Annotated in this window: 21 protein-coding genes and 1 tRNA gene; 8 read left to right on the top strand and 14 right to left on the bottom strand. The window is 68.5% G+C overall.

The annotated features are described in order from the left end of the window. The first annotated feature begins 5 nt into the window (after positions 1-5). Positions 6-1,655 carry a carbohydrate porin gene (locus tag C7416_RS20900; protein ID WP_111520687.1) on the top strand — a complete coding sequence of 550 codons (1,650 nt, stop codon included), beginning with the start codon at positions 6-8 and terminating at the stop codon, positions 1,653-1,655. Here C7416_RS20900 and C7416_RS20895 read toward each other — a convergent pair. From C7416_RS20895 to def, 10 genes are all read right to left on the bottom strand, one after another. After that, a complete protein-coding gene (locus C7416_RS20895) occupies positions 1,639-2,379 on the bottom strand; it encodes an aquaporin (RefSeq protein WP_111520686.1) in 741 nt (246 codons plus the stop codon). The genes C7416_RS20900 and C7416_RS20895 overlap by 17 nt on opposite strands. A gap of 308 nt (positions 2,380-2,687) precedes the next feature. Then, complete coding sequence (locus tag C7416_RS20890) at positions 2,688-3,179, bottom strand: hypothetical protein (RefSeq protein WP_111520685.1); 492 nt, start codon at positions 3,177-3,179, stop codon at positions 2,688-2,690. A gap of 272 nt (positions 3,180-3,451) precedes the next feature. Next, a tRNA-Phe gene (locus C7416_RS20885) sits at positions 3,452-3,527 on the bottom strand. Positions 3,528-3,587: 60 nt separating this feature from the next. Continuing rightward, the gene (locus C7416_RS20880; protein ID WP_111520684.1) at positions 3,588-4,298 is read right to left on the bottom strand and encodes a response regulator; all 711 of its coding nucleotides are present in this window, start codon (positions 4,296-4,298) and stop codon (positions 3,588-3,590) included. A gap of 52 nt (positions 4,299-4,350) precedes the next feature. After that, complete coding sequence (locus C7416_RS20875) at positions 4,351-6,783, bottom strand: sensor histidine kinase (RefSeq protein WP_111520683.1); 2,433 nt, start codon at positions 6,781-6,783, stop codon at positions 4,351-4,353. Then, complete coding sequence (locus tag C7416_RS20870; RefSeq protein WP_111520682.1) at positions 6,780-7,643, bottom strand: DUF4390 domain-containing protein; 864 nt, start codon at positions 7,641-7,643, stop codon at positions 6,780-6,782. Before C7416_RS20870 ends, C7416_RS20875 begins: the two co-directional genes overlap by 4 nt. Positions 7,644-7,652: 9 nt before the next feature. Then, the gene (gene rsmB / locus C7416_RS20865; RefSeq protein ID WP_111520681.1) at positions 7,653-9,092 is read right to left on the bottom strand and encodes a 16S rRNA (cytosine(967)-C(5))-methyltransferase RsmB; all 1,440 of its coding nucleotides are present in this window, start codon (positions 9,090-9,092) and stop codon (positions 7,653-7,655) included. Positions 9,093-9,234: 142 nt separating this feature from the next. Beyond that, positions 9,235-10,095 (bottom strand): zinc metalloprotease HtpX, encoded by an 861-nt coding sequence (htpX, locus tag C7416_RS20860; protein ID WP_111520680.1) that lies wholly within the window; start codon positions 10,093-10,095, stop codon positions 9,235-9,237. Between the two features lie 181 nt (positions 10,096-10,276). After that, positions 10,277-11,290, bottom strand: a complete 1,014-nt coding sequence (fmt, locus tag C7416_RS20855; protein ID WP_111520679.1) for a methionyl-tRNA formyltransferase — start codon at positions 11,288-11,290, stop codon at positions 10,277-10,279. A 154-nt stretch (positions 11,291-11,444) separates the two neighbouring features. After that, positions 11,445-11,951 (bottom strand): peptide deformylase, encoded by a 507-nt coding sequence (gene def / locus C7416_RS20850; RefSeq protein ID WP_018005004.1) that lies wholly within the window; start codon positions 11,949-11,951, stop codon positions 11,445-11,447. 160 nt (positions 11,952-12,111) lie between these two features. Here def and C7416_RS20845 point away from each other — a divergent pair, with 160 nt between their 5' ends. From C7416_RS20845 to C7416_RS20830, 4 genes are all read left to right on the top strand, one after another. Then, positions 12,112-13,290: a LysM peptidoglycan-binding domain-containing protein gene (locus C7416_RS20845; protein WP_111520678.1), complete on the top strand. Its 1,179-nt coding sequence runs from the start codon at positions 12,112-12,114 to the stop codon at positions 13,288-13,290. 7 nt (positions 13,291-13,297) lie between these two features. Beyond that, a complete protein-coding gene (gene dprA, locus C7416_RS20840) occupies positions 13,298-14,488 on the top strand; it encodes a DNA-processing protein DprA (protein ID WP_111520677.1) in 1,191 nt (396 codons plus the stop codon). A gap of 81 nt (positions 14,489-14,569) precedes the next feature. Then, entirely contained in the window at positions 14,570-14,974 is a 405-nt protein-coding gene (locus tag C7416_RS20835; protein WP_111520676.1) for a thioredoxin family protein, read from the top strand. Positions 14,975-15,132: 158 nt separating this feature from the next. After that, a complete protein-coding gene (locus C7416_RS20830; RefSeq protein ID WP_111520675.1) occupies positions 15,133-17,799 on the top strand; it encodes a DNA topoisomerase III in 2,667 nt (888 codons plus the stop codon). A gap of 74 nt (positions 17,800-17,873) precedes the next feature. Here C7416_RS20830 and C7416_RS20825 read toward each other — a convergent pair whose 3' ends face one another. Continuing rightward, a complete protein-coding gene (locus C7416_RS20825; RefSeq protein WP_111520674.1) occupies positions 17,874-18,815 on the bottom strand; it encodes a LysR family transcriptional regulator in 942 nt (313 codons plus the stop codon). Between the two features lie 201 nt (positions 18,816-19,016). Here C7416_RS20825 and C7416_RS20820 point away from each other — a divergent pair, with 201 nt between their 5' ends. Continuing rightward, the gene (locus C7416_RS20820) at positions 19,017-19,307 is read left to right on the top strand and encodes a hypothetical protein (RefSeq protein WP_111520673.1); all 291 of its coding nucleotides are present in this window, start codon (positions 19,017-19,019) and stop codon (positions 19,305-19,307) included. A gap of 257 nt (positions 19,308-19,564) precedes the next feature. Here the strand turns inward: C7416_RS20820 and C7416_RS20815 are convergent, their stop codons facing one another. The 3 genes from C7416_RS20815 to C7416_RS20805 all read right to left on the bottom strand — a co-directional run bounded on the left by C7416_RS20815 (position 19,565) and on the right by C7416_RS20805 (position 22,538). Next, the gene (locus tag C7416_RS20815) at positions 19,565-20,023 is read right to left on the bottom strand and encodes a hypothetical protein (RefSeq protein ID WP_062795941.1); all 459 of its coding nucleotides are present in this window, start codon (positions 20,021-20,023) and stop codon (positions 19,565-19,567) included. A gap of 225 nt (positions 20,024-20,248) precedes the next feature. Then, positions 20,249-20,443 (bottom strand): YbdD/YjiX family protein, encoded by a 195-nt coding sequence (locus C7416_RS20810; RefSeq protein ID WP_012354346.1) that lies wholly within the window; start codon positions 20,441-20,443, stop codon positions 20,249-20,251. Positions 20,444-20,465: 22 nt separating this feature from the next. After that, entirely contained in the window at positions 20,466-22,538 is a 2,073-nt protein-coding gene (locus C7416_RS20805; RefSeq protein ID WP_111520672.1) for a carbon starvation CstA family protein, read from the bottom strand. A 406-nt stretch (positions 22,539-22,944) separates the two neighbouring features. Between C7416_RS20805 and C7416_RS20800 the strand changes: the two genes are divergently transcribed. Next, on the top strand, positions 22,945-24,351 hold the full coding sequence (locus C7416_RS20800) for a cache domain-containing protein (protein WP_111520671.1): 1,407 nt from the start codon (positions 22,945-22,947) through the stop codon (positions 24,349-24,351). Then, a complete protein-coding gene (locus tag C7416_RS20795) occupies positions 24,348-25,034 on the top strand; it encodes a response regulator (protein ID WP_111520670.1) in 687 nt (228 codons plus the stop codon). Before C7416_RS20800 ends, C7416_RS20795 begins: the two co-directional genes overlap by 4 nt. Positions 25,035-25,082: the final 48 nt, after the last annotated feature.

Raw genomic sequence — 25,082 nt, 5'->3', positions numbered from 1 at the left:
GCCGCGTGCCGCTGCGCCGCGTCGGCTTTGCCGTGCTGGCCGCCTGGGGGCTGGCGGCATGCGCGCAGAGCGGCGCTCCGGTGACGGGCGCTGACGAGGCCGCGGCGGCCTTGCAGCCGCCGCGCATCGCGCCGCGGCCGGCGGTGCCGGCAACCGTCACCGCGTCAGCGGCGGCACCAGCCCAAGCGGTGGCAGCGGCGACCGCCGACACAGCGCCAGCGCCCCTGCCCGCCACCACCGAGGATCCGCTCGCCGCGCTGATCGCCGGCGAAGCCGCGCCCGCGGCGAGCGTCACCGTACCCGCTTCGGCGGACACCAGCGTCGCCTCGGCCCTGCCGCCGGTCGATCCAGACTTCGTCGGCCCACCCGAACCCCCGGCCCCGCCGCCACCGCCGCTGGTGCTGTTCCCGCCCAGGCTTGGCGAGTTCCAGGCGGAGGCGTCCCCTGCCCCGGCTCAAGGCGCCGCGGACGCCGGCACCCCGTCGGATGCGCCGCCGGTATTGCATTCCCAGCTGCCCGCCGATGATCCGGCAGGCGAGTCCGTGTGGCGCCTGAGCTACAGCGGCCGCGCCGCGGTCGAGGATCGCCCGTCCACCATGCGCGCCTGCCCCGGCGGCGCGCTGTCCACCGGCATCGGCAGCGGGCTGGCCTGCCGCAGCGCGGGCGAGGTCCGGATCCGCGAGTCGGTGCTGGACCTCGACGGCGGCGCCCAGGTGATGCTGATCGCGCAGGCGCGCGGCACGGACGCCACCACCGTCAACGGCCGCCCGGCGGCGATCGATCCCTATGCGCTGGTGCCGCAGTTCTATACGGCGGTGAGCGGACTGGCGGTGCTGGACGGCGCCACCATGTGGGCCGGCCGGCGCGACAACGCGCCGTTCCTGATGTCGTCCGGGCTGCTGCCGCCCAATTCGACGGCAATGCGCTTCGGCGTCGACAACGCCAGGCTGATCGGCGATATCGGCCTGAGCTACCAGTACACCGCGCGCGCCGACCAGAACGGCCAGAACCTGCCCAGCTACCATTCGCTGCGCACCGCGCCGATCCCCACCAATGAACAGGGTTCGGTCCAGCTCGGTTTCACGCGGGTGGAAGCCCAGCCGCTGGTGGAGGACTCGGGCGGGGCGTGGTGGGCGTCGGCGCTGCACGAGCAGAAAGGCGTGCTGTTCGGCACCAACCGGCTGGGGGTGCAGTTCGGCTCGGGTTCGCGCAACGCCATGACCGGCTATACCGGCATGGGACCGTCGCTGTCGCGCACGCGCGTGGCCGATTCGATCGAATGGAAGAGCCGCTGGGGGCTGAGCGGTGCCGTGGAGCAGAGCCTGCAGTTCGACCGTTCGCCGGTCGGCACGCTGCAATGGACCACCACGCGCCTGCGTCCCGCGTACGTCGCCAGCAGCCAGTTCCGGCTGAACTTCGAGGTGTCGCACGACCAGATCTCGTCGGGCTTCGGCGTCAGCGGGCAGCGCACTGCGCTGACGGTGGCGCCGACGCTGACGCTGGGCAAGTCGGCCGGCAATGCCAATCTGCGCGCTTTCTACACCTACAGCCGCGCCAGCGATGTGGATGGCATCGGCTACACCGCGCCGGCGGACGCATGGGCATCGCAGCCGAGCGGCTCGATCTTCGGCGTGCAGCTCAATCGGCGCTGGTAGTTGCGCTGGTAGCTGCGCCGCTGGTCACGCCCCCCAGGCTGCTGACCGGCGCCGGTGCCACCGCGGCGGGTTTGCGAAACAGCCAGTGGAACAGCAGCGTGGCCGCCAGTCCGCCGCCGATCTGCGCCAGCACGAAACCTGGCACGTCCTGCGGCCGGATTCCGGTGAAGGTATCGGTCAGCGCGCAGGCCAACGTCAGCGCGGGGTTGGCGAACGAGGTCGACGACGTGAACCAGTAGCCCGCGGTGATGTAGCCGGCCACCACGAACGGCACCAGCTGCGGCCGGCTGCGCAGCGTGCCGATGGCCACGCCAACCAGGCCGAAGGTGGCCACGAACTCGCTCCACCACATCGACGCGCCGGTGCGGCTCTGCGCCGACCACGCCAGTGCCGGCTCACCGAACATGGCATGCGCCGCGAGCACGCCGCAGACGCCGCCCGCCAGCTGCACCAGCACATAGCGCAGCGCATCGCGCGGCGCCAGCACCCCCTGCACCAGCGCCGACAGGCTCACCACCGGGTTGAAATGCCCGCCCGAGACCGGCCCCAGCGATACCAGCAACGCCACCAGCCCGGCGCCGGTGGCGAGCGAATTGGCCAGCAGCGCGAGCGCGGTATCGCCGGCGGCGAGGCGCTCGGCACGAATGCCCGAGCCGACCACGATCGCTACCAGCAGCGCAGTGCCAAGTCCTTCCGCCACCAGGCGGCGTGCCAGCGTACTCATCGCTGCGCTGCGCCGGCGCAGCGGCGCGAAGCATGGGTGGAAGCAAGGCACGTCCGTGGACTTGTATCAGGACCAGTAGCGGAAACGGTGGGGACAGCGCGCAGCAACAAGATGGACAACGTCGCCTGAGACGACGCCTCGAACGGTGGCAGGTCGTTGCCCTGAGCAGGGCAACGCCGCGGCGCAGCGGCTGCGCGCGCGGTCGCGACAGTGTTCCGCCGCGGCCGGGGCGCGTCAATGCGCGCCGACGATGTTGTGTGCTGACGCCGGGTTTCGAATCGCGCCGTTCAAGGCAGAATCAGCGCCCTTCAGCGCAACAGGAACGCAATATCCTCGACCACGATATTCGCCACCGGGATGCCCTTGCGGCGCTGGAACAGGATGTGCTGCTGCACGCGGCTGCGCTGTTCGGCAAACACGGCGGGATCGATCGGCGTGCCGATGCGCATGTAGTGCTGCACCAGCAGCTTGTAGGCGCGATGGCGCACCTGCATGGATTCGGTCTCGGCGCGCAGCCGCCTGATCTCGGCGGGGCTGCGGTCGATGGCCTGGTGCAGCTCTTCCACCGTGCGCGCGTGCAGCTCGCGGTAGACATCGCGCTCGGCTTCCATCTGATGCAGCTCGTCGCGCAGCGCGCGGATCTTGTTCTGCAGCTTCAGGGTCTGCGACACCGCCTGCTGCATCCGCCCTGCCGCCCCCAGCGCCTGGCTGGCCGCCGCCATGGTGCTCTTCCACAAGCCGCGCTCGCCGGCCGCGGTCTGCGGCGGCCAGTGCTTGTCCGTCCCGATCAGTGTGTCCATCCAACCCCCGGTAAGAAAGTATCGGCCCCGGGGCCGGGGTATCCGCGTTATGGCTGCGCATCGCAATGCGGCTTGGCCGGCCCGGCCGCCCCGCCTGGTGGCAGCGCGTCAGGGCATCCTAGAGAGACATGGATCGGCTGCCAAGTAGAAGATTTTTACTTCTGGATTGGGTGTTGCGTCGCGTCGGCGACGTGCGGGCGGCATGGCATGCACACAGACGTGAGCCGTCCAATGCAAAAAGCCCGGCTGCAAGAGCCGGGCTTTTCCTGTTCTGGTGGCCTGGGACGGAATCGAACCGCCGACACAAGGATTTTCAATCCTCTGCTCTACCGACTGAGCTACCGGGCCAAAGAAGCGAAACTATAACGGGTCTTTCAGGGCCAGTCAAGCGTCATGTAGGGCACTGCGTCAGTGTTCGGCCGGTTCCGGCTTGTTGCGGCCCAGTTCGACGCCGAGCTGCTTGAGCTTGCGGTACAGGTGGGTACGCTCCAGCCCGGTCTTCTCGGCCACGCGGGTCATGCTGCCGTGTTCGCGCAGCAGGTGGTACTCGAAATAGGCGCGCTCGAACAGGTCGCGCGCTTCGCGCAGCGGCATGTCGAACGAGAACTGCATCTCGGCTTCGGGCACGCGCGCCGGGCTGCCGTTGGGTGCGGCTTCGGCGATAGCCTCGGGCGTGGCGGCGGCCGTGCCGGGCTCCGCGGCCGGCGCGGTCGCGGGTGCGGCCGCGGCCGTGGTGGTGCTGCGCGGGCGTTCGATGCCGCGGGCCAGGCCCTGCTCCACCGCGGACAGCAGCTTCTGCAGCGCGATCGGCTTTTCCAGGAAATTGAGCGCGCCGATCTTGGTGGCCTCGACCGCGGTATCGATGGTGGCGTGGCCCGACATCATGATCACGGGCATGGTCAGCTGTCCCTGCGCGGACCACTCCTTGAGCAGCGTGACGCCATCGGTATCGGGCATCCAGATATCGAGCAGCACGAGATCGGGCGTGCCCGCCGCACGGTAATCGCGCGCCTGTTGCGCGTTTTCCGCGAGTTCGACCACATGGCCTTCGTCGCTGAGGATCTCCGAGAGCAGCTCCCGGATTCCCATTTCGTCATCGACTACGAGGATGGTTGCCATACTTCCCCTCTTAACCCCACCGCAGCGTTCCGGGACCGGACGCCAATGTTGACTATGCCAGTTTAACGAACAGGATCGAGATCTGCGCACCGACGATCTCGGCACCTTCCATGCGATTGCGCAGTTCGATGCGCGCGCCGTGTTCGTCAATGATCTTCTTTACCATCGCGAGCCCGAGACCCGTGCCCTTGGCTTTGGTGGTCACATAAGGCTCGAACGCACGGCTCAGGATGCGTGGTGCAAAACCGGGACCATTGTCCGCAATGGTGAGCTTGACGGCCTGCCGGTTCTCGCCGGCAGAATCTTTGTATTCTACAGTCTCGGTGTGCAGAGTGATATGGGGCGCCGCCCTACCGGCCGCGACGTTCTCCGCGGCCGCGTCCTGCGCGTTCTGCAGCAGGTTGTGGATGACCTGGCGCAGCTGCGTGGGATCGCCCTTGATATCGGGCAGCGCACTGCCCAGCGTCGGATGGATCACCGGGTGCTCGTGTACCGCCGGATCGTCGATGCCGTACAGGTGCAGCACCTCGGCCACCAGGCTGTTGAGCTGCAGCGATTGCAGCACCGCCGGCGGCGTGCGCGCGTAGTCGCGGAAATCATCGACCATGCGCTTCATCGCGGCTACCTGGTTGACGATGGTGGCGGCGCCGCGCTTGAGCACGTCGGCATCGGTGCCCTCGAGCTTGGGCGAGAGCTTCATCTGCAGGCGCTCGGCCGAGAGCTGGATCGGCGTGAGCGGATTCTTGATCTCGTGTGCCAGGCGCCGTGCCACCTCGCCCCACGCTACCGAGCGTTGAGCGGAAATCACATCGGAAATATCGTCGAAGACGATCACATAGCCGGGCTCGTCACGCTCGCCGCCGGGCAGGCGCGCGCCGCGCACCAGCAGCGTCAGCGGCTGCTCCTCGCCCTGCGGCAGCTCGATCTGCTTCTGCCAGTGCTCGGCGCCGCCCAGCACCTCGCTGGTGTTCTGGTCCGAGAAGGCTTGCCGCACGATCTCGCCGAACGTGCCCATGCCGGGGATTTGTTCCATCGGCAGGCCCATCACCGCGCCGAAGGGCTGGCGGAAGATGCGTTCGGCGCCGGGGTTGGCGGTGATCAGCACGAAGCGGCGGTCGAACACCAGCACGCCCGCGGTGAGGTTCTGCAGCACGCTTTCGAGGTAGGCCTTCGACTGCTCCAGCGCGGCGCGGTTTTCCTCCACCGCCAGGCGCGCCTCGGCCAGCTGGCGCGTCATCTGGTTGAACTGCTGCGTCAGCATGCCCAGCTCGTCGCGGCTCTTCAGCTCGCGCTTGGGCGACAGATCGCCCTCTGCGACTTCCTTGGTTCCCTGCAGCAGCATCAGCAGCGGCCGCGCCAGCTGGCCGCCGAGCAGCAGCGCCAGCATCACCGCGATAAACACCGCCAGGAACAGCGTCAGCGTCAGCGTGCCGATATACATCTTGCGCAGGCCGGTGCGGCCGAGTGCCTTCTCCTGGTACTCCTGGTACGCGCGCTGGACCTCGTCGGCATTGCGCGCGAGCACGGCCGGCACCGGGTGCAGCACCTGCAGGTAGCGCTCTTCGCGCACGGTCTCGCCGACCAGGCCGAAGCCGCTCGACGGCGAGTCTTCCGGGCTGCGCTCCACCGACAGGCCCGAGCCGGCCCAGCGCGGCGAGCGCGACAGCGCACGCGGCGCGCTGGCGGCGCCGACCGAATCCTGCGCGGGTCCCGGTGCCGCGCCCAGCGGAATGATCACGCGCAGGCGATACAGGTGGCTGCTGTCGACACGCTCGGCAGCCTGGCCGATATCGCTCGACGGATCGGTGCCGCCCTCCACCGCGGCATAGCCACCGGCCAGCCGCGCCTGTTCCGCCAGCACGCCGGAAGGCAGGTCCGGCACCAGCGAGGCATAGTTGCTGGAAGCGGATGCCAGCACGCGGCCGCTGCCGGTGAAGATGGCGGCTTCCTGCACGCCGTACTGCTCGCGCAGCCGGTTCAGCTGCAGCGAAGTGGCCACGCCCGAAGCGCCGGCCAGCTGCTCGGACATCAGCCGGGCCTTGACCTGCAGGTCGGCCAGCGAGCTGTCGATGGTGGAGCGCCCCAGGTTCAGTCCGGCCTCGAGCGCGGTTTCCACGCGCACGTCGAACCAGGACTCGATGCTGCGCGAGACAAACTGCAGCGACACCAGGTAGATCAGCACGCCGGGCAGCACGCCGACCACGCCGAAGAACACCGCGAGCTTGGTCATCAGCCGCGTGCCGAACTTGCCGCGGCGATAGCGCAGCCACAGCGTGACCGCGAGCGCGCCGACGGTCAGCACCAGCAGCGCGCCGATCACCAGGTTCACCTTGAACAGCAGCGTGAAATAGCGATCGAAGAATTCGGTATTGGCCGAGGCGCCGGCCAGCAGGCCCACCAGCACCAGCGCCAGGAACACGATGATGCCGGCCACGACGCGGTACAGCACGCGCCGGAACCGGCTGTCCCACAACGGGCTGCTCATGGCTGGCTCGGCGCGGGCTGCGCCAGCATCGCCGGCGACAGCGCGTACGACGCGGCCTGCAGATACAGGCCGCGTCCTTCCATCAGGCCGCGCTCATTGGCCGCGGCAGGCATCGAGGCCGGAGACGGTGCGGGCGCGGGCAGGGTCGGCGAGGCCGGAAGTGCGGGCGATGCGGGCGATGCAGGCATTGCGGGTGGCGGTGCCGGTGGCTGCGGCGGCGGCGCGGGCGGCGTGCTCAGGTCGGTCGGCACGGTGTAGGTGAAGCGCCGCCAGTCGGACGCCAGGTTCCAGTCGCGCGTGTTGACGGCATTGATCTGGAACGGCTTGGGCAATTGTGACAGGTCCAGCCGCATGCGCACTTCGGCGTTGTAGGTCTCGCCGGGCTTGACCGCGTTGCGCTCGAACACGCGCCAGCCGCGCACGCGCTGGATAAACTGCAGTGCGCTCTTCAGCCGCGTGAACGGCAGCTGCAGGCCGCCGGTGGAGATGCGGTACTGGCGCGTCAACGGCTGGTACGACAGCCGCACGCTGCGGGTGGTGTTGACCGGCTTGTCGTCGAACCAGTACCAGCGCGAGCGCGACAGCTGGAAGTCGACCGCGAAATACAGCGAGATGCCCTTGTGCAGCGCGTCCTCGAGCGCGGGCGGCAGGTCGAAGTCGAAGCTGGCGGCAAGCTCGAAGCCGCCGTCCTGGTATTCGACGCGGGCCTCGGTGGCCTCGATGACCTGTGCCTGCGCGGCACGCGGCAGCCACAGCACGGCGGCCAGCGCCAGCAGCAGCGCGAGGGCCCAGCGCGTCAGCCGTCTGCAGCGTAGGTCCACTTCAACGCGAAAGCCTGACAGGCGCGGCATGCTCGGCATCGGATCAGATCAGGCGCGTTTCTGGAAGCGGGCGTAGAAGAAGCCATCGTGATCGGATGGCAGGCTGGTACCGTCGGTGCGGCCGGTGCTGTCAAGGGTGGCCTTGTCACCGTCCGCGCCCGCGGCAAGCGTTGCATGGGTGCCGGGCAGCAGCTGCCCCGGCGCCTGCAATCGTATCGCATCTGCCAGGTGCTCACCAAACCAGCGCGCCTGCTCCTCGCCCTCCGTTGGGAAAATAGAACAGGTGACATAGACCAGGATGCCGCCCGGCTTCAGCAGCGGCCACAGCTGCGAGACGATGCGGCGCTGCTCGGTGATGAGCTTGGCGATATCGGTTTCGCGGCGCAGCCAGCGGATATCGGGATGGCGCCGCACGATGCCCGAGGCCGAGCACGGCACGTCGGCGAGGATGCGGTCGAAGGGCTGCCCGTCCCACCAGTCGGCGGGCCGGCTGGCATCGCCGACCACGATCTTTGCCGACTTGCCCAGGCGCGCCAGGTTCTCGCCGATGCGTGTCGCGCGTTGCGGATCGCTTTCGACCGCGGTCACTTCGATATCCGCCAGCTCCAGCAAATGCCCGGTCTTGCCGCCGGGCGCCGCGCAGGCATCGAGCACGCGCATGCCGTCGCCCACCTCCAGCAGCGGCGCGGCCAGTTGCGCGCCGGCGTCCTGCACCGAGACCGCGCCTTCGGCAAAGCCGGGCAGCTGGTTCACCGGCACCGCGCGCACCAGGCGCACCGCCTGCGGACCGACGACGTGGCCGGCCAGGCCGGCGTTGGCGAGGTCGGTGCGGTACTGCTGCACCGACACGCGCGCGGTGTTGACGCGTACCGTCATCGGCGGGCGCACGTTGGCGCTGGCGGCCAGTGCCATCCACTGGTCGGGGTAGGCCTCGCGCAGCATGCGCAGCCACCACGGCGGCAGGTTCCAGCGCGCCTGCTCGTCGCGGTTGGCCTCGGCCAGCAGCGCCTTGCGCTCGCGCAGGAAACGGCGCAGCACCGCGTTGACCAGTCCGCGCGCATGCGCTGTCTTGGGTTCGGAGGCGGCCGCGCTGACGGCCTGGTCGACCACCGTGAAGGTGCTGTAGCCCGGACGGCCGGCGTCGGCATCGTGGCGCGCCGGGTCGGCGCCGTCGTGACGCTCGCGCGGGCCCGGCCCGTGTTCCAGCAACAGTGCCAGCGCCACCGCCAGCAGCGAATCGACCTGCGCGCCGGGCGGCCGCGTCACCAGTCTGGTCACCAGCGCACGCGCGGTGCCGAACTGGCGCATGGTGCGGTAGGCGATGTCCTGCAGCGCGCCGCGCGTGGCGGCGTCGCGCACGCGGTCCAGCTTCAGCTGCGCGGCGGCGTCCTCGATCGCCTGGGGCAAGGCTGTGCCTTCGCTGACAGCGCGCACCGCGGCGGCGGCACCAAGCATCTGGAAGGCAAGCGAATCGGGAGGCAGGCGCATATCGGTCAGGCGGCGGGTCAGGCAGCGGGTCAGGCGGTGAATCGGGAAGGCGCGGGACGCGGGCCAAAAAAAGCCCGCCGGTCCACGCGGAACAGCGGGCAGTTTACCTTGTGACGGGGCCGCGCCCCGGATTTCCGGCGGCTCAGACCGGGTAGGTGCCGGTCTGTGCCATCTGCATCAGGCGCGCGATGCGTTCCTCGGTGGCCGGATGGGTCGAGAACAGGTTGGCGATGCCGCCGCCCGACAGCGGGTTCATGATCATCATCTGCGCCGTGGCCGGATGCTCCTCGGCCGCCTGGAACGGGATGCCCTGCGCGTAGCGGTGGATCTTGTCCAGCGCGCTGGCCAGCGCCTGCGGGTCGCCGCTGATCTCGGCGCCGCCGCGGTCGGCTTCGAATTCGCGCGCGCGCGAGATTGCCATCTGGATCAGCGAGGCCGCCAGCGGGGCCAGGATCGCGACGGCGATGCCGGCGATCGGGTTGGTACGGTTGCCGTTCTCGTCGCGCCCGCCGAAGAACATCGCCATATTGGCCAGCGCCGAGATCGCGCCGGCCATGGTGGCGGCGATGGTCGAGGTCAGGATGTCGCGGTGGCGCACATGGGCCAGCTCGTGCGCCATCACGCCGCGCAGCTCGCGCTCGGACAGCACGCGCAGGATGCCGGTGGTGGCGGCCACCGCGGCGTGCTCCGGGTTGCGGCCGGTGGCAAAGGCGTTGGGCGCGTCTTCGTTGATCAGGTAGACGCGCGGCATCGGCAGGCCGGCGCGCTGCGCCAGGTCCTGCACCATGCCGTAGAACTGCGGCGCGCTGCCGGCATCGACTTCCTGCGCGTTGTACATGCGCAGGACCATCTTGTCCGAGAACCAGTAGGAGAAGAAGTTCATGCCCAGCGCGATCAGCAGCGCGAACATCATGCCGCTGCGCCCGCCGATCATGCCGCCGATGACGATGAACAGCGCCGTGATGGCCGCCATCAGCATGAAGGTCTTGACCCAGTTGAACATTGCGGTGATCTCCGTGTAATCGTGACGCGCCCCGGAAAAGCTGACGCGATGCCCGTTAGATAGGGGCCGATCGCAGAAAATTCAACGGCTGTCCAACGGCCTTTGCAATGTTGCTCACCCGCGGGCAGGTGGGCGCCGTGCGCGGCACATCAAGCGTCATGTGCCCCCAAGGGCTGCCCGGTCAAGCCGCCGCGGCGCCGTTGCCGGGCACCACGCAGCGCGTGCCCGGCGGCAGCGGCAAGGCTTGCAGGAACTGCTGCGCCGGCTGGCGGCGGCCGCCCGGCTTCTGCAGTTCGGTGACCTGCAGCGCGCTGCCCTCGCCGCACGCGATCAGGATGCCGGTGGCGTCGGCAGCCAGCACCGTGCCGGGCGGATGCGGCAGGCTGCTGGCCGCCGCCAGCGGCACGGCCTGCCAGCACTTGATCACGGTGTCGCCCACCTGCACGGTGGCGCCCGGGAACGGGTTGAAGGCGCGCACCTGGTTGGCCAGTTCGGCGGCCGGGCGGCGCAGGTCCAGCGGCGCTTCGTCCTTGGCGATCTTCTCGGCGTAGGTGACGCCTTGCTCGGGTTGCGGCGTGGCCGGCAGCGGCCGGCCGGCATCGAGTTGCCGCAGCGCGTCGACTATCATGCGCGCGCCGAGCGCGGCCAGGGTGTCGTGCAGCGTGCCGGTGGTGTCGTCCGCGCCGATCGGCACCGCCGCGCGCGTGAGCATGTCGCCGGTGTCCAGGCCCTCGTCCATCTGCATCAGCGTGATGCCGGTCTCGGCGTCGCCCGCCTCGATGGCGCGGTGGATCGGCGCCGCGCCGCGCCAGCGCGGCAGCAGCGAGCCGTGGATATTCAGGCAGCCCAGCCGCGGCAGCGTCAGTACCTCGGCCGGCAGGATCAGGCCGTAGGCCGCCACCACCATGACATCCGGGGCGATGCCGGCAAGCGTTTCGATGGCCGCCGTGGCTTCTTCGGGATACTTGCCCTGGCGGCGCAGCGAACGTGGCTGCAGTACCGGAGCCAGGCCATTGGCGACGGCGAACTGTTTCACCGGGCTGGCCTGCAACTGCATGCCGCGGCCGGCGGGCCGATCGGGCTGGGTCAGCACCGCAACCACCGGAAAGCCGGCGGCGTGGATGGCTTCCAGCGCGACGCGCGCAAACTCGGGCGTGCCGGCAAAGGCGACACGCAAGGGGCTGGCTTGGGACATGGCAGGTTTCCGTGGCCGGAAATGGCACCGGCCGCTATAGCGGCCGGTATCGTGGTTCTTCGGAAGTCATAAAGATAACAGACCCCGCGCCGCTGCCGCACGCGGGTGGCCGGATTCCGGCGCGCTGTTACATCTTTATTGCCGCCGCGGCGGCTTACATGCGGGTGCGTTCGCGCTTCTGCAGCTTGCTCTTGATGCGGTTGAGCTTGAGCGGCGACAGGTACTCGACGAAGACCTTGCCGCGCAGGTGGTCGATCTCGTGCTGGATGCAGACCGCCAGCAGGTCGTCGGCATCGAGCTCGAAGCTTTCGCCTTTTTCGTTGAGCGCGCGCACGCGCACGCGGTCGGGGCGCTCGACCCGGTCATAGACCTCCGGTACCGACAGGCAGCCCTCTTCCCACACCTTGCGGTTGTCGCTGGCCCAGACGATCTCCGGGTTGATGAAGACCTGGAGCTGGTCGCGCGTTTCCGAGACGTCGATCACCACTACCTGCTCGTGCACGTTGACCTGGGTCGCCGCCAGGCCGATGCCGGGCGCTTCGTACATGGTTTCCGCCATGTCCTTGACCAGCTGGCGGATGCGGTCGTCCACCGCGGCCACGGGCTTGGCGACGGTGTGCAGGCGGGGATCGGGGTAGGTCAGGATGTCGAGTTTTGCCATGATGCTGGGGCGCAACGCCGGCCGCTGCCGGCAACCGGGCCGCGTTGCGGCGGCGGATGTTTACATGCAGAATCGGGGCGCAAGTACAAAAATTCAAGGCGCGCCGCAACAGGCACGCTCTCCCGGGTCAATCCGGCCGAACCACCGGCCGGTCAGGAAAATGCGCGATCTTACCAAAGAACACCAGGCGGCGTCGGGCCGCAGGCTGCACGCGTTCATCCCCAGATTTCTTGCTTATCCGTTACTGAGTGCCGCGGCCTTCACCGCCGCGCTGCCGGCACTGGCGGCGGACCTCACGGTCACGGCGGCCCAGCAGGCCGAAGCCGAGCGTACCTACCGGCACGGCATTCCCGTGGCCGATCTTGCCGCCAACGCGCCATCGCAATACACGGTGCGCGCCGGCGACACGCTGTGGGGCATCTCGGGCCGCTTCCTGCGCCAGCCGTGGCGCTGGCCCGAACTGTGGGGCATGAACCGGCAGCAGATCCGCAATCCGCACCTGATCTATCCTGGCCAGATCCTCTACCTGATCCAGCGCGACGGGCGTGCCTGGCTGTCGACCACGCCGGGCGGCGGCGACACAGTACGGCTGTCGCCGCAGATGCGCAGCGGCGCTACTGATGGCGCCGCCATCCTGAGCATCGCGGCCGCCGACATCGAACCCTTCCTGATCCGCCCGCTGGTGGTCGACCAGGGCACGCTCGACACCTCGGCGCGCATCGTGGCGGTGTCGGAATCGCGCGTGATCCTGGGCCGCGACGACACCGGCTATGCGCGCGGCATCCCCGCGGACGCGCCGCAAGGCAGCGACTGGCAGGCCTACCGCCCCCTCACCCCGGTGCGCGATCCGGTGACCCAGGCCGTGCTCGGCTACGAGGCCGAATATGAAGGCAATGTGCGCCTGGCGCGCGGCGCGCAGGGCCCGGACGCGGTCTCGACCCTGCAGGTCACGCAGGCGAGGCAGGAGATGGGCGTCGGCACGCTGCTGATGCCGCAGCCCGCGCGCGAAGCCTTGCGCTACGTGCCGCACGCGCCCGATGCGCAGCTCGACGGCCGCGTCGCCAGGGTCTACGGCGGGGTGGAGTTCGGTGGCGCGCGGCAGGTGGTGGTGCTCAACCTCGGCAGCCAGGCGGGGGTGGAACCGGGCCATGTGCTGGCCCTGTCGCGCACCGGCGAAACCGTGACCGACAAGACCGACAGCAACCGCGCCATCCGGTTGCCGGACGAGCGCTACGGGCTGGCCTTCGTCTTCCGCGTGTTTCCCGGCGTGTCGTATGCGCTGGTCACCGACGCTTCCAACGTGATCGCGGTCGGCGACCGCGCCACCTCGCCGCGCTGAGCCGTTCTTGGTGACATCTCCGGCGGCGCCTATCGGCGCCGCATCCCCTTGCCATGCCGGCGCCGGCGCGCCAGCCGCCATCCGCGACGCCGACGACCTGAAGGCATGGCTGCAGCTTGCCTGTGCCCCCGGCGTCGGCCCGGTCGCGGTGCGCCTGCTGCTGGCGGCGTTCGGGCTGCCGCGGCAGGTGTTGGCGCAGAGCGTGACGGCGCTGTCGACAGTGGTTCCGGCCAAGCTGGCGCGCGCGGTGCTGGCCACGCCGGAGGCCGGGCTGCCGGCGCTGGTGGAACGCTCGCTGGCGTGGCTCGGCACGCCCGGCAACCACCTGGTGACGCTGGCCGACGATGCCTACCCGCGCCGCCTGTTCGACCTGCACGATCCGCCGCCGTTGCTATATATCAAAGGCGATCCCGCGCTGCTGGCCCGCCCGGCAGTCGCCATCGTCGGCGCGCGCAATGCCACCGAGCAGGGCAAGCGCGATGCGCAGGCGTTCGGGCGCGAGCTGTCCGAGGCAGGCCTGACAGTGATCTCCGGCCTGGCGCTGGGGATCGACGCCGCCGCCCATGCCGGCGGCCTGCTTGGCTGTGGCGGCACAGTCGCGGTCACGGGTACGGGGGCCGACCGGGTCTATCCCGCCGACAATCTGGCCCTGGCCCATGAGGTGGCCCAGCGGGGCGCCGTGGTCACCGAATTCCCGCTCGGCATGCAGGGCCTGCCGGCCAACTTCCCGCGCCGCAACCGCATCATCGCGGCGCTGGCGCACGGCGTGCTGGTGGTGGAGGCCGCGGCGCGCTCGGGCTCGCTGATCACCGCACGGCTGGCCGCGGAGCTCGGGCGCGAAGTGTTCGCGGTGCCGGGATCGATCCACGCGCCGCTGTCGCGGGGATGCCACCTGCTGATCCGCCAGGGCGCCAAGCTGGTGGAGCGCACCGAGGACGTGCTCGAGGAGATCAACCTGGGCCCGGCCGCACCGGTCCGATGCGAGCCTGCCGCGCCGGCTCCGGCTTCGGACCAGTCTGAATGTGTCGATGCCGCCGACCCCCTGCTGGCCGCCCTCGGCTACGATCCGGTTACGCTGGATGCGCTGTGCGAGCGCAGCGGCCAGCCCCCGGATGCCGCCGCGGCACACCTGCTGGAGCTGGAACTGGCCGGGCATGTCGAGCGTCTACCGGGAAACCTGTTCCGACGCCTTGCGTGAAGGCCGCGCCGGGGTAGCGCGCGCAATACCGATACAATCGCCGCTGTCCGTGTGTCGCGGGCACCTCATGTTTCCGATGCCATGACCGTTTACTTTCCTGAGCGTGATGCCGGCGCCATCGCCGAGTGCCTGGCGGCGCGGCCGCAGGGCCGCCTGGTGGCCTGCCTGTGCGCGCAGTGGTGCGGTACATGCCGGGATTACCTGGTGGCGCTGACGGCGCTGGCCGCGCGCCATCCGGACGATTGCTTTGTCTGGATCGATATCGAGACCCATGCGGATGCGCTCGGCGATATCGATATCGAGAATTTCCCGACCGTACTGGTGCAGCCGGCCGCGGGTGGGACGCCGCAGTTCTATGGCACCCTGCTGCCGCATATCGAGGTGCTCGCGCGCATGCTTACGCGCGGCGCGGCCATGCCGGCGCCGGCGGAAGAGGTGCCCGAGGTGCTGGACTGGTTGCTTGGCGGGGGGCGCGGCGGCGCCTAGGTGGCGCGCGCGACGGCAGGCGAGCCGCCATGAGGCTGGCTTGCACCGCTGTCGAAACCGCGCTTATTATTGGCGCCTCATAGCCCCCCGGCGTTCTGATTACTACGTTTGCAGTGCAATTAGCGGGTTGCCGAATGCAGCCCGCAAGGACCCTTCCCATGTCAAAAGCCCTCATCATCGCGGAAAAGCCGTCGGTCGCGGCGGATATCGCCCGTGCCCTCGGGGGGTTCACCAAGCACGACGAGTATTTCGAGAGCGATGACTACGTGCTGTCCTCCGCCGTCGGCCACCTGGTCGAGATCGCCGCGCCGGACGAATACGAGGTCAAGCGCGGCAAGTGGAGCTTCGCCAATCTGCCGGTGATCCCGCCGCACTTCGACCTGCGCCCGATCGCCAAGACCGAGTCGCGCCTGAAAGTGCTGAACCGGCTGATCAAGCGCAAGGACGTGACCGCGCTGATCAACGCCTGCGACGCGGGGCGCGAAGGGGAACTGATCTTTCGCCTGATCGCGCAGCAGGCCAAGGCCAAGCAGCCGGTGCGCCGGCTGTGGCTGCAATCGATGACGCCGCAGGCAATCCGCGACGGCTTTGCCGCGCTGCGCGAAGACGAAGACATGTTGCCGCTGGCCGACGCCGCGCGCTGCCGCTCCGAGGCCGACTGGCTGGTCGGCATCAACGGCACGCGTGCCATGACCGCGTTCAACAGCAAGGGCGGCGGCTTCTTCCTGACCACCGTGGGCCGCGTGCAGACGCCGACGCTGTCGATCGTGGTCGAGCGCGAAGAGAAGATCAAGCACTTCGTGCCGCGCGACTATTGGGAAGTGCGCGCCGAGTTCATCGCCGCCGCCGGCCTGTACGAGGGCCGCTGGTTCGATCCCAAGTTCAAGAAGAACGAGTTCGACCCCGAGGCGCGCGATTCGCGGCTGTGGAGCGAGGCCGAGGCCAAGAGCATCGTCGCCGCGTGCCGCGACAAGCCCGGCACCGTCACCGAGGAATCCAAGCCGTCGACGCAGCAGTCGCCGGCGCTGTTCGACCTGACCACGCTGCAGCGCGAGGCCAACTCGCGCTTCGGCTTCTCGGCCAAGAACACGCTCGGCCTGGCGCAGGCGCTGTATGAAAAGCACAAGGTGCTGACCTACCCGCGTACCGATGCGCGCGCGCTGCCCGAGGACTACATGGACACGGTCAAGCAGACCATGGACATGCTCGCCGACAGCTCGCCCAACTATCTGCCGCACGCCAAGAAGATCCTGGCGCAGGGCTGGGTCAAGCCGAACAAGCGGATCTTCGACAACAGCAAGATCAGCGACCACTTCGCCATCATCCCGACGCTGCAGGCGCCCAAGAACCTGTCCGAGCCGGAGCAGAAGCTGTACGACCTGGTGGTGCGCCGCTTCCTGGCGGTGTTCTTCCCGGCGGCCGAGTTCCAGGTCACCACCCGCATTACCGAAGTCGCCGGCCACCACTTCAAGACCGAAGGCAAGGTGCTGGTCAACCCGGGCTGGCTGGTGATCTACGGCCGCGAAGCGCAGGGCGACAAGGATGCCGCCAACCTGGTGCCGGTGGCCAAGGATGAAAAGGTCAAGACCGACAAGGTCGAGGGCGTTGGCCTGACCACCAAGCCGCCCGCGCGCTACAACGAAGCCACGCTGCTGTCGGCGATGGAAGGCGCCGGCAAGCTGGTCGACGACGACGCGCTGCGCGAAGCCATGGCCGGCAAGGGCCTGGGCACGCCGGCGACGCGCGCGGCGATCATCGAAGGGCTGCTGACCGAGAAATACCTGGTGCGCGAAGGCCGCGAGCTGATCCCCACCGCCAAGGCGTTCCAGCTGATGACGCTGCTGCGCGGCCTGGGCGTGCAGGAACTGACCCAGGCGGAACTGACCGGCGAGTGGGAGCACAAGCTGTCGCAGATCGAGCGCGGCCGCCTCAAGCGCGACGAGTTCATGCGCGAGATCGCGCAGATGACGCAGCAGATCGTCAAGCGCGCCAAGGAATACGACAGCGACACCATCCCCGGCGACTACGCCACGCTGGACACACCGTGTCCGCAGTGCGGCGGCCAGGTCAAGGAGAACTACCGCCGCTTTGCCTGCACCGCATGCGAATTCTCGATCAGCAAGATCCCGGGGGGCCGCCAGTTCGAGATCGAGGAAGTCGAAGAGCTGCTGCTGAAGAAAGAGATCGGTCCGCTGCAGGGTTTCCGCAGCAAGATGGGCCGCCCGTTCGCCGCCATCCTCAAGCTGGGCAAGGACGACGACGGCCATTACAAGATGGAGTTCGACTTCGGCCAGAATGACGACGACAACGAGGGCGAGCCGGTCGATTTCAGCGGCCAGCAGCCCGTGGGAACGTGCCCGAAGTGCGGCGGCTCGGTGTTCGAGCACGGCATGAAGTACGTCTGCGAGAACAGCACCACCAGCCCCAAGAGCTGCGACTTCACCACCGGCAAGATCATCCTGCAGCAGGAGATCAGCCGCGAGCAGATCGGCAAGCTGCTCAACGAAGGCAAGACCGACCTGCTGACCGGCTTCAAGTCGTCGCGCACCGGCCGCAACTTCAAGGCCTTCCTGGTCAAGCAGCCGGACGGCAAGATCGGCTTCGAGTTCGAGGTGCGCGAGCCCAAGGCGGGCGCCAAGACGACGGCCAAGGCTCCGGCCAAGGCGGCATCGCGCGGCGCGGCCGAAGCCGAAGCGGCGCCGGCAACCAAGACCGCGACCAAGACCGCTGCCGCCAAGGCGCCGGCGAAGAAGGCCGCGGCCAAGAAGGCACCCGCCAAGACCGCCGCGGCAAAGAAAACGCGCGCGGCAGCGGCCGGCGAGTAAGCGCGGTCGCCCATGCAAAACGCCCGGCATTGCCGGGCGTTTTGCTTTCCGCGGGACGCAAGCCGTGCGCTGGTTCAGGTACGCAAGGCGTGGGTGCCAAGGCTGACGGCGGCCTGCTCTTCCTTGCCTCGCATCTGCCCTTCTTCCAGCAGGAAGTCGATAAAGGCGCGCACCTTGGTGGGCAGGAACTTGCGGCTGGGATAGACCACGCTGACATCGCGCCGCGGCAACTGGTACTGCGGCAGCACGTGCACCAGCCGGCCCGATTCGATATTGGGCCGCGCCAGGTAGGACGAGAGCATGGCCACGCCCATGTCGGCCAGCGCGGCCTGGTGCGCCAGCTCGGCGTTGCTGCACAGCAGCCCCGGGCGGATCGGCACGGTTACCTCGCCTTCGGGTCCGAGCAGCGTCCATTCGTGCTCGGCGTTGGGCAGGCGCATGGCGATGCAGCGATGGTGGCTGAGCTCATGGGCATGGCGGATCGGCGCATGCGCGGCGACATAGCCCGGCGACGCGCACAGGATCACCTCGGCCGACAGCAGCGGGCGCGCCACCAGGTGCGAGCCCAGCCCCAGGTCCGACAGCATCACCGCCACGTCGCGGCCTTCCTCGACGATATCGACATTGCGGTCCGACAGGATCACGTCGAACACCACGTCCGGGTAAAGCTGCTGGAAACGCGACAGCAGCTCGGGCAGCAGGTGCAGGCCGAACATCACCGGCGTCACCAGGCGCAGCGTGCCGGACAGCGACTGGCTGCGCGCAGTGACCACGCTTTCGGCTTCCTCCACGTCTTCGAGGATCTGCTGGCAGCGCTGCAGGTAGGTCTCGCCGGCATCGGTCAGCGACAGGCTGCGCGTGGTCCGGTTGAGCAGGCGCGTGCCGAGGTGGCTTTCCAGGTCGGCCACGTAGCGCGTGACCACCGCGTTGGACATTTCCAGCTGCTGCGCTGCACGCGCGAAGCTGCCCAGCTCCACCACTTTGGAAAACACACGCATCGACTGCAAGCGATCCATGACATAGTCTCCCGGTTCTTTGCTGAATTCTTACGCAATCAGCTTATTTTATTGTCCGAATCAAAACTAATCATTGTGGATCCTGATATTTATTGATATGAGGGAAATGCCTAATATCTAGCCATCGGATGCCGCAATGCAACATGCCCTTCTCCAGAAGGTGCCGAATCAGGCATCCACGCTATAGGAAAGGCCTGAATCATGAAAACCAACCGTTACGCCCTCATCGCTGTCGCCACCGTCGCTGCTGCGCTCTCCGCGGCGCCCGCCTTTGCCAAGAACGGCAAGTTCGACGTCTACACCGACGGCGCCAAGGTGGCCAGCTTCGACGTCTATGCCGACGGCGCACGGGCCGGCAAGTTCGACCCGTACACGGACGGTGCCAAGGCCGGCAAGTTCGACGCCTTCACCGACGGCGCCCGCACCGGCAGGTTCGACACCTTCTCGGAAGGCGCGAAGTACGACACCACGACCGATCGCGCGCCGCTCTGAGCCGGCGCGGTCCACCGCTTGAACCTGGTCTCCACAGGTCTTTGGGAGAGCGCCCCGCGTCTCTCCCGCTTTATTGGAGAAGAAGCCCGCACCGGCCCCGGTGCGGGCTTCTTTGTTTCTGACGCCGGCAGATCCGGCCCGGACTGCGGTCGATTATGCCAGACGCCGCAACGCAACAAGGTCTGGTGAATACCCGGCGGTGGCGGCGCAAAAGAAAAACGGGCCATGACGGCCCGTTTTGCTGACCCCGCTACGACTTAATCGTCGTAGTGGTGGCGATGATGGTGCTTGTGCTTCTTGCGCTTGTAATGGCTCTTGTTGTAGTAGCGGCGATCGTCGTCGTACGAGTTGTTGCGCGAGATATTGCCGCCCAGCGCTGCACCCGCGCCGCCGCCCAGGCCGGCACCGATCAGGCCGCCGGTGCGTCCGCCCATGGCGTTGCCAGCCGCGGTACCGGCACCGCCGCCCAGCGCGCCGCCGATGATGGCGCCGGTGCGCTCGCGGCGGTTGGACGTGACCGCGCCACCGGCGCCGCCGCCCACCGCACCGCCGATCACGGCGCCGGTGCTGCCGCCCAGCGCGCCGCCGACCGCGGCACCGGCGACACCGCCGAGCGCGCCGCCGAGGGCATTGTTCATGTCGCCCGCGACGGCCGGCAGCGCGCAGGCCGCGAGGGCAAGGGCAACGGTCAGGTTGCGGATGGGATGGCGAGTCATATGTTTTTTCCTCGAATTGCCATGATGTGTCGCAAGTGTAGATAAGGTGCCGCGGCCTTGCTGTAACCACCTGTAAAGCCCTGTAACCCCCTGCAGAAACGGTATCGGGCCATTACAAAGGCGCGGTGAAAATACAACACTTAATAAAAAGACAGGCGATCATGTGATCGCCTGTCTGCATTGTCTGCCGCCGAACCAGGTTCGGCGGCGAAGCTCAACGTGCCGTCAGCAGCACTTGCCCTGTCCGCCGCCGTAGCGCGCCTCCTGGCGCTCGCGGAAAAACTCCTCGTAGCTCATCGGCGCACGGTCGGGGTGCGTGCTTTCCATATGCGCCACATAGGTCTGGTAGTCGGGCAGGCCGACCATCAGCCGCAGCGACTGCCCGAGGTACCGGCCCATGGTGCCAAGTTGTTCCAGCATGGCGGCTCCTTGTCGATGTGGATCAGGACTGGGCCGAAGCGGCGCCCGGCAGCGGCTCGAACGGCGTTTCCTTGTCGGTCGGGCGGTTCACGGCGCGGGCCTGCAGCGCGGTCTTGAAGCCGTAGCAGACGATCGACAGCACCACCACCATGAACAGCGCGCACAGGCCCGCGTCCAGGTAGTCGTTGAAGACGATGCGGTGCATCTGCTCCATCGACTTGGCCGGTGCCAGCAGCTTGCCTTCGGCGATGGCGGCGCTGAACTTGGCGGCGTGGGTCAGGAAGCTGACCTTCGGGTCCGCGTGGAACAGCTTCTGCCAGCCGGCGGTCAGCGTGCAGATCAGCAGCCAGACCGTCGGTACCAGCGTGACCCAGGCGTACTGGCCGCGCTTCATCTTGACCAGCACGCAGGTGCCCAGCACCAGCGCCACTGCGGCCAGCATCTGGTTGGAGATGCCGAACAGCGGCCACAGCGTGTTGATGCCGCCGAGCGGATCGACCACGCCCTGGTACAGGAAGTAACCCCAGGCCGCCACCGTCAGCGCGGTCGCGATCAGGTTGGCCGGCAGCGAGTCGGTGCGCTTCATCGACGGCACGAAGCTGCCCAGCAGGTCCTGCAGCATGAAGCGGCCGGCGCGGGTGCCCGCGTCGACGGCGGTCAGGATGAAGAGCGCCTCGAACAGGATGGCGAAGTGGTACCAGAACGCCATCATGGCCTGGCCGCCGACCACCTGGTGCAGGATGTGGGCGATGCCCACGGCCAGCGTCGGCGCGCCGCCGGCGCGCGAGATGATGGTGTTCTCGCCGACGTCCTTGGCGGTCTGCACCAGCACGTCGGGCGTGATCACGAAGCCCCAGGTCGACACTGCCTGTGCCACCGCCTCGGGCGTGGTGCCGATCACCGCGGCCGGGCTGTTCATGGCGAAGTACACGCCGGGCTCGATCACCGCGGCGGCCACCAGCGCCATGATGGCGACGAAGGACTCGGCCAGCATCGCGCCGTAGCCGATGAAGCGCGCGTGGGTTTCGTTCTCGAGCAGCTTGGGCGTGGTGCCCGACGAGATCAGCGCGTGGAAGCCCGACACCGCGCCGCAGGCGATGGTGATGAACAGGAACGGGAACAGGTTGCCCGACCACACCGGCCCGCCGCCCGCGGCGAACTGCGTGAAGGCCGGCATCTTCAGTTCCGGCGCGACGATCAGGATGCCCACCGCCAGCGCGATGATGGTGCCGATCTTCAGGAAGGTCGACAGGTAGTCGCGCGGGGCCAGCAGCAGCCACACCGGCAGCACGGCGGCGACAAAACCGTAGATGATCAGCATCCATGTCAGCGCCTTGCCGTCGTAGGTGAACAGCGGCGCCAGGGTCGCGCTTTCATGCACGTACTGGCCGCCGATGATGGCCAGCATCAGCAGCACGAAGCCGATCACCGAGACCTCGCCGATGCGGCCCGGGCGGATGTAGCGGGTGTAGATGCCCATGAAGATGGCGATGGGGATGGTCACCGCGACGGTGAAGGTGCCCCACGGCGAGTCCGCCAGCGCCTTCACCACGATCAGCGCCAGCACCGCCAGGATGATGATCATGATCATGAAGCAGCCGAACAGCGCGATCATGCCCGGCACCGTGCCCATCTCCGACTTGACCAGGTCGCCCAGCGAGCGGCCGTCGCGGCGCGTCGAGATGAACAGCACCATGAAGTCCTGCACCGCGCCGGCGAACACCACGCCGGCCAGCAGCCACAGCATGCCGGGCATATAGCCCATCTGCGCGGCGAGCACCGGGCCCACCAGCGGGCCGGCGCCGGCAATCGCGGCGAAGTGGTGGCCGAACAGCACTGCCTTGTTGGTCGGCACGTAGTCGAGGCCATCGTTATGGCGCCATGCGGGCGTCATCCGCTTGGGATCGAGCTGCATCACCTTGTCGGCGATAAAGCGGCTGTAGTACCGATAGGCGATCAGGTAGATGCAGAGCGCGGCAACCACGATCCACAGCGCGCTAACGGCCTCGCCGCGCGCCAGCGCGACGGTGCCGAAGGCAAACGCGCCAAGGATGGCGACGGCCAGCCACACCAGGTGTTCTCCGATGCGATTCATAGTGAAGGGTCTCCTCAGACCGGGATTTGGAAAGCCTGCGGCGGCGAAGGACTGGCAACTGGCAACGGGCGAGTCGGCGGCGGGCGCGCCTGGGGCGGGCAGCGAGGGCAATCCGGCTGTGAGGGGTCTCCTGGACTGCTGGAATGAATTGCTGCGCGCCCGGTTCGTGTCGTTTCCGGATCTCGTCTTGCAGGCAGGCGATGCACCAACCGGGTAGGCGGTGCACCAACTGCGTGGACCCGCGCCGCATGTTGGGGCGGCTTGCGCGTCCGGCGTGTAGTATTGACAGCCGCCAAACCCGGCACAAGCGCGTAACTACGCAGCACTTCTGCGTACTACTACGCAAGTCGACGGTGGCATGCCGCCTGCGCGGCATCGGTGTTTACCCCCGTTTCCCCGGTCCTGTATGAAACTCCGCCAGAAAATCCTGTTGCTCGCCGTGGCGCCGCTCGCGGTGGCGATGCTCGGCATCGCGCTGGCGGTGCGCTACCAGGCCACCCAGCTCGCGCAACATGAACGCGCGCTGGTCGAGGCCGCCTACCTGCAGAGCAAGGAGACCGAGCTGCGCCACTACGTGGAACTGGCGCAGAGCGCGATCGCGCCGCTGGTGCGCTCCGGCCGCAACGACGCCGCCACGCGCCAGGCGGCGATGGAAGCGCTGGCGCGGCTCGACTACGGTCCCGACGGCTACTTCTTCCTGTACGACCTGCAGGGCCGCAACCTGATGCATCCGCGCCAGCCCGAGCTGGTGGGCCAGGACTTGTGGACACTGCGCGACCCGCAGGGCGCGCCCACCATCCAGCAACTGATCGCCGCGGCCAGGGGCGGCGGCGGCGCGGTGCGCTACCAGTGGCGCAAGCCCTCGACGCAGCAACTGGCGCCCAAGCTCGGCTACGTGGTGGCGGTGCCCGAATGGGGCTGGATGCTGGGCACCGGCATCTACCTGGATGACGTCGAAAGCACGCTGCGCCAGCTCGACGCGCGCGCCGAGACCGATATCCGCGAGACCATGGCGTGGATCGGCGTGATCGCCGGCATCAGCATCCTGCTGGTGGCTGCCAGCGGCTTGGCGCTGAACGTCAGCGAGCACCGCGAGGCCGACGCCAAGCTGCGCCAGCTGGCGCAGCGTGTGGTGCAGTCGCAGGAAGAAGAGCGCGCGCGGCTGTCGCGCGAGCTGCACGACGGCATCAGCCAGTTGCTGGTCTCGGTCAAGCTGGTGCTGGAAACCGCCGCCAACCGGCTGCGCCTGGCTCCGGCCGACGGCGCGGCGGTGGCGCCGGTGCTGGGCATGGCGCTGAACCGGCTCGACACCGTCTTCAATGAAGTGCGGCGGGTGGCGCGCAACCTGCGCCCGGCGCTGCTCGACGACCTGGGGCTGTTCGCCGCGCTCCAGCACCTGGCGCGCGAGATGCAGGGCGGCAGCGGCCTCGAGATCGTGGTGACGCAAAGCGGCACCCCGCGCGAACTGCCCGACGAGCAGGCCACGGCGCTGTTCCGCATCGCCCAGGAAGCGCTGACCAACGTCGAGCGCCACGCCGGTGCCCGGCGCGTTGCCGTGTCGCTCGCCTTCGATGCGGATGCCACGCGCCTGGCCGTGCGCGACGACGGCCACGGCTTTGACGTCGCGCGCATGCAGGCCGACCCGCAGCGCGGCATTGGCCTGCGCAACCTGCGCGAGCGCATCGCCGCGCTGTGCGGGCAGTTCGACATCCATTCCGGCCTGGGCGGCACCCAGATCATCGCCTCGCTGCCGCTGGCCTCTCCGGCGGCGGCCGCGCGCGACGCCACTACCGCAGGACCCTCGCAGTCATGATCCAGTTTCTTGCCGAAGATCGCGAAGACAACGAAGCGCCCGCGCGCGTGCTGCTGATCGACGACCACGCGCTGGTGCGCGACGGCATGCGCATGCACCTGGCGCTGCAGCCCGGGCTGCGCGTGGTGGGCGAAGCCGACGACGGCGAAGCCGCGCTGGCGTGGCTGGACCGCGCCGGCGCGGCCGAGATGCCGGACCTGGTGATCACCGATATCGGCATGCGCGGCATGGGCGGCATTGCGCTGGCGGCGGCGCTGCACGACCGCTATCCCGAGCTGGCGGTGCTGATCGTGTCGATGCACGACAACCTCGAATACGTGCGCCAGGCCGTGCGCGCCGGCGCGCGCGGCTATGTGCTCAAGGACGCCCCGGCCGACGAGCTGATCGCGGCGATCCGCTCGGTGCTGGCCGGGCGCGTGTTCTACAGCGCGCGCATCGCGCGCGGCATCGCCGAGCAAAGCCCGTCGGCCGGCCCGCTCGATGCGCTCACGCCGCGCGAGCGCGATATCCTGCGCGGCATCGGCCGCGGCCTGGCCAACAAGGAGATCGCGGCGCAGCTGGGGGTGTCGGTGCGCACCGTCGAGACCCACCGGCTGAACCTGAAGCGCAAGCTGGGGATAGAGGGTCGGGCCGGACTGGTGAAGTACGCCGTGGAGACGCTGGGGGACAGCGAGGGCGCATAAAAAAACGCCCGCCTTGGAGCAGGCGGGCGTTGGCTGGCTCAGGCCTTC

It is taken from the genome of Cupriavidus phytorum, from assembly GCF_003254285.1.
GTDB classification, from domain to species: Bacteria; Pseudomonadota; Gammaproteobacteria; order Burkholderiales; family Burkholderiaceae; genus Cupriavidus; species Cupriavidus phytorum.
The sequence above is the reverse complement of the archived record's forward strand: the minus strand, read 5'-3'. Positions and strand labels throughout refer to the sequence as shown.